Source organism: bacterium (Candidatus Blackallbacteria) CG13_big_fil_rev_8_21_14_2_50_49_14 (assembly GCA_002783405.1).
Lineage (GTDB): Bacteria > Cyanobacteriota > Sericytochromatia > UBA7694 > UBA7694.
On the sequence record PFGG01000055.1, the window covers coordinates 128860 to 142698 of the forward strand.

Annotated in this window: 9 protein-coding genes; all 9 read right to left on the reverse strand. The window is 36.8% G+C overall.

Features of this window, described 5'->3' with window-relative positions:
* Positions 1–26: 26 nt before the first annotated feature.
* Positions 27–1607: a hypothetical protein gene (locus tag COW20_13575; protein ID PIW47229.1), complete on the reverse strand. Its 1581-nt coding sequence runs from the start codon at positions 1605–1607 to the stop codon at positions 27–29.
* Positions 1604–6547: a hypothetical protein gene (locus COW20_13580; protein ID PIW47230.1), complete on the reverse strand. Its 4944-nt coding sequence runs from the start codon at positions 6545–6547 to the stop codon at positions 1604–1606. Before COW20_13580 ends, COW20_13575 begins: the two co-directional genes overlap by 4 nt.
* Position 6548: 1 nt before the next feature.
* A complete protein-coding gene (locus tag COW20_13585; GenBank protein ID PIW47231.1) occupies positions 6549–6857 on the reverse strand; it encodes a hypothetical protein in 309 nt (102 codons plus the stop codon).
* Positions 6858–7574, reverse strand: coding sequence for a hypothetical protein (locus COW20_13590; GenBank protein ID PIW47232.1), 717 nt, complete (start codon positions 7572–7574; stop codon positions 6858–6860).
* Positions 7574–8512 (reverse strand): hypothetical protein, encoded by a 939-nt coding sequence (locus COW20_13595; GenBank protein ID PIW47233.1) that lies wholly within the window; start codon positions 8510–8512, stop codon positions 7574–7576. Before COW20_13595 ends, COW20_13590 begins: the two co-directional genes overlap by 1 nt.
* A gap of 15 nt (positions 8513–8527) precedes the next feature.
* Positions 8528–9361, reverse strand: coding sequence for a hypothetical protein (locus COW20_13600; protein ID PIW47234.1), 834 nt, complete (start codon positions 9359–9361; stop codon positions 8528–8530).
* Positions 9362–9559: 198 nt separating this feature from the next.
* Entirely contained in the window at positions 9560–10225 is a 666-nt protein-coding gene (locus COW20_13605) for a hypothetical protein (GenBank protein PIW47235.1), read from the reverse strand.
* A 242-nt stretch (positions 10226–10467) separates the two neighbouring features.
* Complete coding sequence (locus tag COW20_13610) at positions 10468–11976, reverse strand: hypothetical protein (GenBank protein PIW47236.1); 1509 nt, start codon at positions 11974–11976, stop codon at positions 10468–10470.
* Positions 11976–13781: a hypothetical protein gene (locus tag COW20_13615; GenBank protein ID PIW47237.1), complete on the reverse strand. Its 1806-nt coding sequence runs from the start codon at positions 13779–13781 to the stop codon at positions 11976–11978. The genes COW20_13610 and COW20_13615 overlap by 1 nt, the downstream gene beginning before the upstream one ends.
* Between the last annotated feature and the right edge of the window lie 58 nt (positions 13782–13839).

Consider the following 13839-nt stretch of genomic DNA (forward strand, 5'->3'; position numbering starts at 1 on the left):
CAAATAATTTTTAGATAAATGCTCATTCATGGTTGCGTTTGACAAGGAAGATTAAAGACGCCACTTGATAGACAAACGTCTTGGAAAATGCATGTTCTACAGCAGAGGAATTGTTCAAATGGCCAGATTTCACAAAAGGCTTCTCCCGAAGGTCGACTACGCTTAAATGAAGATGAACTCGGTATCTGATGGCTTTTTGCTGACGTTACTTGTTGATGAGCACAGTGATGCAATTCTAGCGCATCTGCTCTAAAAAAGGACTTTAAATCAAAGTCACGCCTTACAATTGGTACAGTTGTATTTGCAACACCACAACTATTACAAGAACTCCACTGATAATAATGGTGAGTGGTCAAACAATCAGAGTTTGTTGGACTATGTAAAATAAAGTGTTGAAACTCGCCTGTAACAAGATAAATGTGGTCTTCAGACGGTGTAGAGCGGTCTTTCAGCTCAATAACACTTTTTAAATCCTCAAAGCTCACACTACCATAATGGTGGTTTAGTGTTTGCGGTTGAAATTGCCCTCCTGTCATGTACCCTTCAACACGCTGGAATAGCTCATCTGAATATTGTTGAACAGACTGCAAATGGTGTCCTAAGCCTGCATAGTTACCTGGCATATCAAATTCATTGGTGCCCCTTATGTAACACCAAGATCCATTTATCGAGTGTAGAAATACCATAGGTGAAACAATAATTTCAGCGGCTCCTCCAGAAGATACGGTACTGGGCTTCTTATGCCTAATCAAGTATAATCCCCTCAAAGCATAATCAAATAAAGATGATTTGAACCCAATTTCACCAATGTTGATTTCGTGGAGAGTCTCTCTCAAATTAACATAAGCGAGTTCACCAAAAATTATATTTAGGTTGCTCTCAATTTTCGCGTGAGAAGAAAATAGTAAGAGCTGATCATTTGTGAAATTTGGTGTATCAGAAAAAATTTTATCAGGTTGTGTAAAAATCAGCAGCCACTCGCCATTGGTGATAGCCACTTTTTTAGGGTAACTATTTGTTCTAGAATAAATTGCCTTTACATATCCTTGAAGCTGAGGAATATGCGCTTTCCAAGGCCCTGAGATTTGAGCACCTCGCAATGCTTTTGCTATGATCTCTACAATTTTCTCATCTTCAGATAACCCATTAGTTATTCCTGCACGAACCAGAGCATTTGTAGCGGGGAGCTGTTCGCTTGGACGTTTTGCCTCGAAAAGCATGAGGGGTGTAATACTGGTTCTTTGTTGCTCAAATCCAAGATAATCAAAGTACTGCCATTGATTTCCTGTAACATGGCTTTGCGGCTCAATGACAGTGTTAACATACTCCAATGTTTGTCTTCTATCTAACCTGGCAGTTGTTGTATGCCAGTTGAGAGCATTCAGGAATGGATCTAAGAATGTTAATCGCAACTGCGCTTCTAAAAGGCCTTTGTTTAACTCATCTTCAGCAGATTGTGTTGCGGCTGGACTTAAACCCGCAGCTTGATTTTTTCTCGCAAAAACTTCTCTTATCTTGTCATAAATTGGGTTGTAATGTTGTTCGTACTCAGTTCGAAATTTCTTATAGAGACTCTCAAAATCAGTTGCATTTCGTGTTAAACTCACCGTAGCACTTCCTCGAGCTGATACGTAAGTTCCCGGGCCTCTAACCAGCCGGCGTTAACAAATAAATCTAGGATTTGTATAAGAGACGCTTGATTTGCTGAGTCTTGAAGTACATAACGATGATCTGCAAATAGTTTGTTTAATATTTTAATGATGGTGTCTTTGGCTTGCCATTCGTACTCATATCCACCGCCCTCACTTTTTCCCAGAATATAACTTAGATGATGAAATACTAAGGCTGGGTCAACGTGGATGCAGTTTTCAAGTAATTCAATTAGATGATGAATAATACTAGGATGCCTAAACGTGGTTAACTCTACAAGGAACTCTCCTATATGCTCTAAGAGAGATTGTAACGGAAGATTAATATCAGGTTCGTTTTCAGACAAATTACTATTTTTTGAACTTTTCACTAGATTCTCTGAAGCAAAATAAAATTGAGCTGCGATCTGATCTGCAACACCAATAATATTTGTTCTGATTTGGAGTCCTGTAGAAGAATCATCGCTTTGAACCAGAGATTCCTGCCATGAAGCCAACAGCCTAGAAAGAACTTCTTTAAAGAACAATTTCAATTTGGATTGGATACCGGCTTCTTGATTAGTCAACTGTTTTCGCAGTGAAAAGATTAGCCCTCGAAACTCTTCGCTATATTGTGGAAGTAGCTGTATTGAATCACCGAGAAACTGAGACATGCGTTTATTATTAAATATATATAGCCAAAGATGAATAAATAAGCATGTTTCTCTCACTTTTTCTGATGATTCACTCGTTTCAGGTTGAATATGATTAAATAAAACCTCTGTCATGGACTCGATTCGGTTTGGATGTAGTTTGGCGAGATTTATTATCCAAGGATTTAGTCCATAGAAGACTTTTATGCAAGTTTCATGCTGAAAAAATCCTTCTAGAATTTCCCAGAATAAGTTTTGATGGTCTCTATAAATGTTAATTAGATATGAGAGAAGTTGATAACGTATTGAAGGGTCAGGGTCTTGAGCAAATACCTGGATGGCATCTAAGAGGTCTTTATCTTGCATGTAAAGCTTGTGTCTTACAAGGAAAGTAATTGCTCGTGTCGTTGATACGAGGGGAGTAGATGAATATAATGAAGATTCGTCAAACTGTTTGTTTACTCTTTCCCAATCCTCTTCTCTTGGCAATCCTTGGGAAAGGAGTAGAATTTTTTTGATAAGTTCCAGGTCATTAGGTTGTAGTAACTGGGAAACATCTTCGTTTGCTAAGAGAGTAAAACATCCCTCCGTTAGGTTGCTCCATGCCTGTTCTAAACTACCTTCAGTGTTAGTGTCATGATTAAAGTTCTTTAAAAAAGTGAATAACTCACCTAATTTTATTGGCAACTCAATGGACAATGTAGCATGTGTTATTGAACCGGATTGGTATGCAGACATCATCGATTGCAAGTCTTTATTGAACTGTTTTAAACGGACTGTTTCCTGATCTTCAGGCGATTTTTTCGATCTGGAAGTGCCAAAGAAAAACTCATAATCCTCATCGTCTTCATCTATTGGCTGAAACCTACTTGAGCTAAACAAGGGAGTATTTGGAATAAACTTTTGTGAAGGGTCATTAAGTAATTCTTTAATCTCTTCACTTTGAATATTTTCAGGAATTAAACAAGTGATGAACTTATTTCGAGCTCTTTCAGGCTCATGTAGGATACCAGCACCATATAAAGGGATTGAAAGAATAGTTTGCTCAATTTTTTGCCTGTCTTCCCTTTCAAGCGTGGGATGAAGAATGAGAATGAGTTGTCCAAGCGCATAGGATGTATCTGGAGCAATGAAAAGCTCGGGTGTCCAAGTTAACTCTTTTATGAATAATCCAATGGCTACCGGAGATTTTGCCCCCCACTCAATTAATCGTTTCCAGAGAACAGCTTGGACATTGTTGTGAGTAAGGAACAAGAGCAATTTATACAATAGTTCAATGTTCCCAGAAGTACTTAAACTAAGAATATAGTTCTCAAAAGAAATTAATATCTTCTTGGCTGAATCTCTATCGTAGGTATCCCCATAATCCCAAATATAGCTATGATCATAGGCTATTTTGGCAGTAGTTCCCTTGAAGTAAAAGTCTCGAATAGGTTCGTCTTTTGTGTGGTGTTCTGTTTGTGCATAGTAACTAACAATGTGAATGAGGGCCTCAGTTGCTTCAAGGGGACACTTTTCAAGAAAAGAGTTAAAATCTTTAGCAAGTGAATATCGAACACCTTCATAGTCCTGCTTAACGGTCGAGTGAAGACCCAATATCTGTGATGGTGGCCCAATACTCGAAACTTCAGTGCTTGTTTCAGTATATTCAAATACTTTTATATATAGGTCTTTAGCAAATTCAGGTGATATTTCATAAAAGTTTTTTAGCCCATTAGCTATCCAAAACAACTCTTTGCTACCATATTGTTGAATATGAGGCATTCGAATTGCTTGCCGGAGCAAGGTGTCAGATTCAGTTGAGTTACTATGGAAAGTCCAGCAGACATTCCGGATTCCTTCTGTAGAGAAAAATAAATTCACTTCTGGTTGTCGCCAAGCCCAAGCCAATAGCCTTCGAGCAGATATACCTGCATTTTGCAATGCAGGCTCAGACGAGGGTAAGTTTTTTGCCTGTTGACAGATCAGCCGAAGAAGTTGACTTGCATGTACAAAAACTTCTTTTCGCTCATGTCGAGAGGCAACTTCAATAAATTGACTCCAAGACAAAATATCAAAAGAATCATTATTTTTCTTAGCAACAAGGAGCGCGCCAATAAGATGTTTGAGCATCTCGTCTGCAATGCTCATCTCCGTTTCGATTGGTGATGCCAACTTGAAAATTAGTGGATGATAATCAACCAGACAATAAGGTGACTCACTTATTGTCATAGCTGGGATTGTTTTAGCTATGCCAGACGCCTGGGAAGATGCTTGTAATTGAAAAGATATACCCCAAAAGTTTTCTTTGTCTTGACGCCAAAGATCCTGAAAGAACATGAGTAGGCTGGGTCTGATAAACAGCAGTTTTGCCGGTTCACTGAGAGCGTTAATTAAATCTTCGTCCTTCAGCCGCATTAGAAATAGTCTAAAAATAGCGTAGTCAAAAATAATATGGTGGGAAAATGAGAGATGCTTTATGCTTCTCTGTACACTTTCACTTAAGACATTTCGCTGAAGAAGGTATACTAATGGGCCGCTCGATATGGGTGAGCTTTCATCTAACACTCTCATTCTCTGCTCGGATACCATTGTGTTAGTCAGTTGAGCTAACACACTTTCTCGTGCCCTACTATCTGAAAAGTTTCCAATCACAACTTGGTTCCAGTATAAGTCAAGCAACTCTAAGCGAGATTCAAATAAAGCAAGTTTATCGATCTCTACATCATTTTCAAGTAGCTGAGCAATGAGTTTGAAATTGAATAAATTTTTGCATAGTTCATATAGCTTGCTATCAGTTTGCAAGGCCTGAATGAATTGATGAATTTTTGAGTGTTGCCGTGCTAAGCTATCAAGCTCAAAATTGGTAAGCCTAGGGATATTTATATGCGATACTTTTGAGAATTCTGAATCAACGAATACTCTCTCTGGGGGAGTTCCACGAAAAATTTGTCGCAAGGCATCACTATATCGTAGGTCAAACTTGCGTATCGAAACGATAACTTTCCAATGATGCGTTTCAAGCAGATTCTTGTTCTTGATCAATAACCGGAAAGTAGCTTGGGATTCAGCTGTTCGAGCAGCGTCCATTGCATCAATGATTAAAAATTTAGGTGAGGTTGGCCAGTTCTCAAGAATTGCTTCTATAGGATGTTCTAAACCTATTTCTTGTTGCAGGCTCGGCAAACTGGCCGCTTCAAATTGGTCTGCAAGAAATAGGAGATATGGTTGGGCTGTATGCTTAAGCTTTGTCACTAGATCAAAAATTGCACCTGACTTTCCTGCGCCAGGGTCTCCAACAACAAGAAGATAAGGATAAGTGGTGGCTGCATCTATTAAGGCGGCAGAAGAGCTTCGTTGAATATTTAAATTATTCTCGTGTGTTTCGTCAAGAAAAATACAAGATTTTTCTTTTAATTCGTTATATGCCCGCTGAGATATAGAACGAAGTTTTTCTATGTCTCTTTGAAAACTTCTGACTGTTTGTAGTAATTTTCCAGAGCGTAAAAATTCTTCCTGAAGCGCATGTTGATCTAACCCTCCTCGCAAGATACTCCTTTGTTTACACAAAGCTAACAACTGTTTCCAAGCATCGTCAGCTTGGTCTGGCTCTTGTAAGACTACTTGTCTGAGGAGGTTGAGTGCTTCAATCTCATTATGTTCACTGGTATCTAAATTAAATATCTGAACCCAAGATAGTTGCAGAATTTTGGTGAGCTCGTTTTGACTTGGAAGTGTACCTTTTTTATCTTTCCAACTTTGATTAAGATGGCTACAAAAAGTTTTTAACGCAGCTTCTTGATCTTTACTTATCTTAGAATATAAGTTTTGAACGGTTTCAGAACCAGTAAGGCCTCTTACTTTATCCAGTGCTTTTTTGAGATTTAATCGCACTGTACCTGGTGAACAAGAGCTAGTAGCTAAGATAAATCGCGATTTGTTGAAGGGTGTCAACTGAGCTGATTGTAGGATAGAAAAGTACTGTTCTACAAATTGATTTGCGACACTAGCTAGTTCAGATGTGGAAGTCGTTTCGAGATTTATTGAATGTTTTGCTTGTATATAGATTAAATCTTGCTGCGATGTAACAAGTTTTAAGTCATCAATGGGCTCATCTGATTCACAGTACAATTGCTCTAATACTCTATCGGAGGGCAACTCCCACAATGGTTGAACATTTTTTTCTGCCAAAATCTGAACTGCAAACCATGCTGCAAGCTTATCCTGATATTCAAAGCCACCTTGCGCAGTTGCGCCGCCACTCTGTTTCTTCTTTGGCATAATCAATTCAGTGTTGTTCCTTAGCAGTTTTGGTGTTCCAAAATGGAACCATCGAAAAAATGAATAGCCGATTAAGCATGTTTTTTTGGATGTGCTTTAATTTTATCATTTTGTTCTTGCTGAAATAGAGACTAAAACAATGTCTTGCGCCAGTCAAGACCATAAAATTAGTTGGCCAGCCTGGTGGATTTTGTGATGTAATAAAAGGGTTCATAAGCTCACCGTTATTAGGTTTGATGGCCGTCAGGTCTGGCCAACAATCAAAATCACTTGCAGAGCGAAGCAGCGTCAAGTGCATTTTGTGCGAGTTGGCCATTTAAGTTTTAATCAGTTTGCAAATAAAGAAAATGCTTTCATCATTAAAAGTATACAGCTTCTTAAATTCTATTTTTGAAGGTTTTTTTAAGAGATTAGACATTTTATATTCCGCTATATCCACCAAATCAAGACAATTAATTTCAGACAAGGCGGTTCTAATCTGTTTGGTTGAGTGCTTATAAGTAGCTATGTTGATTTTTCCATTATTTGTTTTAACCCCCATTGCAGTATACGGATGTTTCGCATGAATATCTGATATCAAGCAATGACCAAAAGGTTTTAAAACACGCGCAAATTCAGATAATGGAATACGTATGTCTTGAACATGAGTCAACACTCTTGAACAAAGTATCCAATCAAACGTATTTTTCTCAAACGGCAAATTACATACATCCCCCTCAATAAACCTTAATTGAGATTTCGTGTAAAGGCCTTTATGATTTTTCTTGTTTATATCAAGCATTTCGCTACTTATATCTAACGAAATACATTTTTGTTTTAGTGCCAGAATATCTTTTATATAGGGCCCTGTTCCAGAACCGGCATCAAGTCCTAATCCTAGGTTTAAATTTTTTAGCCAATCAATAACTATAGGCGCTTCATTTTGTTGCCAAAATTGATACCAGTGCCAAGACTCAAAGTATTTTGCAATAATATTGTAGCCAGCTCGAGGTTCAAATACGTCATCACTTGAGGGCAGTATTAAATTACTCATTATTTGCTCTTTCCGGGAACCTGAGTGGACTTTAATTTCTGAACCTCAAGTTTAAGCTCCTCAATTTTCGCTAGAAGCTCTGCGTTTTGCAGATCTTTAAGAAGCTTTGTATCTTCAATCCTCTGTGTTAATGTATAGATTCCAGTTCTCTCGTAAAGCCACTTTGACAGAAGAGGTTCGGCTGTTGCAAAAGCAACAATTAATATGAGAGTAACACTTGTCGACAATGCAAAAGTTTTCAATTTTTTCTCAGCATTCTCCGCTGCCTTTTCACTAATACTGGTGACATCCAAAAAAGTTTGGTGATATTTTTTAGCCGCCATTGCTAAATCGCGCTCGTAATTTGTTTCAGAAATAATTTTTCTTTTTAAGTTCACAGGAGTATTATCGAGCTTATGAAAAATCATTTTTGCAATATCATCTTCAGGGAAAAAAGTAACTCTCTCTGAAGAAAAATTAACCAAAAAGCAACTTAATGGTCCTTCATATCCAGGCTCAACAATACTAGCATTAAGTAACATTACGCCCTTACTAGATAATCGATATAATGGAGAGTATGTAGCGCAAATATTATCTGGCATTTTTATGTATTCAAGTGTTTTTACAATTTTAGTTTCTGAAGGGCCTATCTCATATACAACTTTTCTTGTTTTTCCTTTACCTTGGCTGTTTGAGGTAAGCCCAATAACTTCCTCATCTCCGGTTTGAGACTGAAACACTTTGCCAACCCGTAAGATATAGCAGCAATTTTGGATGTTTTGCGGGTCATGCTTTTCAAGCAGTTGGCTCTTATGTACAAGGGCCTCAATTTCTGAATCTGCTAGAACCACTCTGTTAATTAACTCCTTTTTTAGCTTTTCCTTATTATACAGCCAACCAACCACTTGCACCTGACGCCGCTTCGCTCTGCAGGTACAAGTTGGTTGGACAATATTCAAGGCGACAAACGAAGATCATAGCTTCTCATCAAATTTCGTTAATAAGCGCTGTCTAAGATAATCAAACGAAAATCTCTTTAACTTACCATCTTGGATAAACATACAATGCCCAAGCCTGTAATCATCCGAATTAGGCAGATGCTTTGATTGGGAAGGGACAATAATAAACCCCATAAATTTTCCTAGAACACCTACTGCTACACCAAAACTATTTTCAGAGGGTAGGATCAATACGCTAGAACAACCACCGATTTCAGTTGCCATCTTAACAATCATGAACTCAATATCGTCAGTCGTTTCAAAAAATCTATCATAAAATTTAGCTTTGATATTTGGAGGCAAACTGATTTTATCTGCCGTAATAATCTTTCTTAACTCAGAATGTTTGACATAAGATTTAAACGCTTCACCATAAGCAAAATATCCTGCTGCTAAAGCTACCTTCGCAACAAAAAACAAATCAATGCCCATCTCCATTTTAAAGTTGCATTTAATTTCTCCACCTGCAGAATCAGTTAGTGGCAAAGGCCTTTTTCTCTGAAGGTCAAAAATTCTAAGGCCCTCTTGCCCGAATATTGCTTGGGCAGGTCGTCCATCTTTTAATCGAACATTTTTTATAAGGGGTTTTTCATGTTTTTTACTGTGTCCTTTAGCTTTAAATCGGTCCCTTTCAAAAAGTACTAAAAAATCATTCGCAACATCTCCATCAATACTGGAACCAACTGAAGAGTTAAATCCCCTATCAACTTCAATCACAAAATCATCACATCCACCTAAAGACAAGGGAATAATATGCTCATAGTTAAAATCTTTTGTAATCGAGTCCAAATAAATACAATACTTACTCATATTTATATATCTGCATGTTTTGACTGCGAAAAAATAATATATCCCGTATTTTAGATCTGTTGTGACAGACACCTCGAATCCAGTTACACCATAGACACTTGATGGGCAAAATCCCAAAATTGGCGTTTTGGAAGTATTTTCTTGTGTGACATTTAGACCACAGATCGAGACTTGGTGTCATCACAAAAGGTCTATTCATTAGTAAGGTAAGCTATTGAAAAATTTTCTAGAGTCTTCTATGAAATCATTCAATTTGCTCAAAGGCTCAAAGTAATAAACATCTTGCGCAGGATAACCTTTGGATGCTATATCTGCACTGATATCTATATTAAAGTTATCCTTAAGTTTTTTCATGTATTCATCATCAACCAATCCAGATTTATGTGCATACAGATGACGATGAAGCATTAACTCTCTCAATTTTATGAAATCAGGGAATTTTCCTGTGTCAGTTAAGTCAACACCTATAGAGTCAAAAACTTTTCCAATTCCTTTTGTTTTTGTTGGAGCTTGAACAATTCTCTGAAAAAGTCCAGTATCAAATCTTCCACTGTGATCACAAAGTAAAGGATCAGTTGTAAGGCTTAGCAAACTTGAATACCCCTTTTTAAGGGTATAATAGTTCCTCAAGTTGAATTCAAGTACGCTACCCAATCTCATGAACGTTGCCATATCAAAAAATTTATCGCTTAGAGTACCTGTCCAATAGTCGTAGTAATTTGCGTATGGGCCTACTTCGGCTTGGCCTTCTGGCGAAATAATGGTTTCTTTTAAACTTTTTTTAAGTACTGGTCTTAGAAAAAAATGTGTTTCAGCAACTTTGTTTATTTGGCCTATCAATGCTTCAAGTGGGGTTGGAGTCATAATCTACCTCAATTAAAAATCATAACTTGCTTTAGCCAAGTTTATGGCTTCTGTTGGACACGTGCCCGATGGGAAATTTTCTTTGAGTGAATGATTCATTTCGACCTCGCTATCAGGTATTGGGTGCCCGTCGGGCATCTGGCCAACAGCGCACATGTGCTGCGAGTGAAGCGAGTCAGTACGATGTGCATGGTTGGCCAAATCAACTCATCATTGAACTGCTATTATCATGATTATTAAATTCAAATATAAAATTTAAAATTTGGTCTTATTTCTGAAACATTTGGATTTGAAACAAGTATTTCACCAACCTTGTCTGAAAATCCAATAGTAACAGGTTGAGAACTACCAATTTTACATCCATTATAGTTTAACTTGGTTAAACCCAAGATATCTTGAGCAACACTTGATGCAAGTGAATATCCATGCTGAATATCTATTCTTAAAGGTACCGGAACTTCCCAACCATCATATGTACCAAATCTTTGCTTATATCCGCTTGACCAAAGATATCCTGAAAAATCATCAATTTCCCAAAATGATCCGCGTACGATAGGCATTTTACCTTTTCTAAAAAGTTGTGGTGCTCTGAAACTATCTTGTCTAACTCTAATTCCGATAAGTTTAGCTTCAGGAGGACATGCGCTCTGATATCCATCAAACTCCTCTTTACTGATATCTGAACGAGAATGAAGAAATATTTCCTTTAACGGCTTTCCTTCAAGCTTTTCATAGGTTGCAATGACGCCTTTTAGTAAATTATGAGCAGCATCATATGTAAGATGAAAATCTTTTTTTTCGGAGAACCAGGGGCCATATTCTCCTTGAAAAACGATCCCATCCCCAGTATTCAAAAACATCTGAGCAGCACAACAAGCAGTTTGACTTGAGATTATATTTGAAGTCCTTCTGAATGCAATACCTATATAACAAACACCTTCTCTTGCCGTTGATAATCGCCAAGGCTTTCCACCACACTTATAATATATTGTAGTGGAAAGGTTCCACATTCTATCTGAAATTGGTGTTAATCCCCTCTTTCCTTTTTCACGCTGATCGCTAAGAATCAAAGTAGATTCCCTTATTACTTGAAGTGGAATTCTATATTTCATCCCTCTTGCTTTTAACTGTCGCCGGAAGTCAAGTGAGTACTTGTAAAGCTCAGGATCATAGTCATCAAGAAAACTTAATTGCCCAGCCTGTCGATTAGAAATAACAGATTTTGATATATATGCGCCTTCTTTTTTTGCTGATTCGCTTCTAAATTTATTCCATATTTCATCAGGAACTACACATATTGCAACACCGATTTGTTCATCACCTAGAGCAGCTTTTTCTAAACCTTTTAAATATAACTCTACAAGATAAGAAACTAATTGATAAGAATCTTTATAATTTGTCAATGCACTTATGTTTAAATCCTGAATAGGGTAAGTGTTTACTGGTTTGCTTGGCCAAGGGCAGTTAAATGCAGCATGAAAACCAGGAAACGGAGGCCATAAGGAATAATTTTCTTGAGGAGCATTAAGCCAAGGTAAATTCATTACGTTAGACCAATTCTCAAAAGCCGTTATTCCGCTTTTTTCACCGATAACAATGTAAGTAATATTAGGCTTGCTTGGCAAATCTGCATCATATGGCCCAAAGAGGGTCAATCCGTCATGTGGATCCTCTACTTTTTGACCATATCTGAATTCAAGTGTGGGCTCATCATAAGCAATTATAGATTTAGTCACCAGCCCCATCCTCACTATAAATTTTCAGAATCATAATCATCGACTACATCTTCCTCGTCCGAAAAATTACTAGCATCCTCTTGTTCAGCAGATGTCTCGGTCTCACTTAAAGAAATACTCTCCTCAATACTAATTGGTGAGTTAAGGATTATTAGGCGAGAATCTATTCGGATCTGCTCTTCACCTTCACCAATAATGATTGCCTCATTTTCATTTTCGAGAAAAGCCCTAAGAGCAAGTACTTTTGTCAACCAAGTGTAGTTGAACCAAAATTTACACACCTTTTTTCTTCTGGATACTACTTGTTTTCCCGTAAATGGATTTCCTTGCAAATCTGTAACTCTTACTCTAATTCTAAGAGTAATTATCGGATTTTTAAAATCTCTAGTGTTTAATGTAAGCACTGGGCAAACATAATATTTAATAAATCCAGTACCAAAGGCTCTTTGTCCAATAACAGAACTATATGTCTGCCTACCTGTAATACTTGTATATACAATTCTATTTTTATCCAAGAATCCATCGGGGAAATAATAGTCTTTGGAAACAGGACAAAAATGTAATCCTCTTGTTAACAAATAGGATTCAAGAGATTTTCTTAATAGTTCGTTGATAATGAAATTTGTTCTAATGCCTTTAATAGTATGAATGGTGTTTACTGGTATTTTGGTGAAATGCCTAATATTTAAATCACTCAGCATTTCTGGAGAAGGTGTTTGAAAGCTTAAATAGATATCAGGCTCAATAAATTTAAAAGGCCAATCACTTTTAAATCTAGCAAGATCAGAAGCTGTTGGTGATTTATTTACTACAAATTGGTTGATAAATTTAGGGATGGTCTTTACTTCTAAACAGTTAGAAATCAATTCTTCCTGACGATTTATTACTTTTCCTGGCTGCACAATAGAGTAAAACGCTGTATTAGGGCCAACAATATTATCCTTGGGGCAAAAATTCTTTTGAAGCGCATCTACTAAAATCTGAAGACCTAATTGCCAGTTGTCAGGAAAAGAAATAACTTGATTATTTAGGTTGATATTTGAATTTAGGTTGGTTTTTTTAAGATATAGTATAAACTTGTTTTTATGTGTTTCGTTAAAAGAATCAATTACAGCTAAAATTCGAATAAAATTAGCATCTGATTGCATTAAATCAGAAACAATCGGTATACAAAGAAAAGTTTCTGTTCTTAAGAAATTATTAACACTCTTGATTTCCTGATTAGTTTCAGGTACAGCAAAAGCTTTAGCAAAGTAGTTCAGTGAAAGTAGCTTGTTTGAAATCCAATCTGCAAATATCTTGTTTTCATGCGAATATATTATTGAGATGTATTTCTTTGTTTCGCGCTTAACAAATTCTTTTTCTATTTCTAGAAATAAAGGATTGAATATTTGAGGAAATTCTTCACGAATATCTGGATATTTATTGATAACTAATAATCGAAGTCTTTCTATGTCAAAAATATCTAACTCAAAGCCATATTCATCAGAGATAAACTTTTTTTGACTATCGAACTTTTCCGATTGTACTTTGGATGTTGTAAGAAACACCAATTGATCACATGAGTGGTCATGATTGTGAATTTTCCTGGCATCAGATCTTAGTTTAGCCTGCCAATCCTCAATAACACTATAAGCAAAAATAGTTGTTATGTTCTCAGATACTGTATAGTGAATTGCATCTCTTCCTTTATCTTTAGATCCTCCCAATGGTATTAGGTTAGGAAAACCTTCTCTTATCATTAAGTCGCTGCAAAATCGCTCAAACTCTGAATAGTCTGTGAGTTTTTCAAGACAATAGGTAGTCAAATTTGATGCCATTTAAAGGTATCCATTTTCAACTTTTTAAACTCTTAAATTTTATTTTGTTAAACTAATG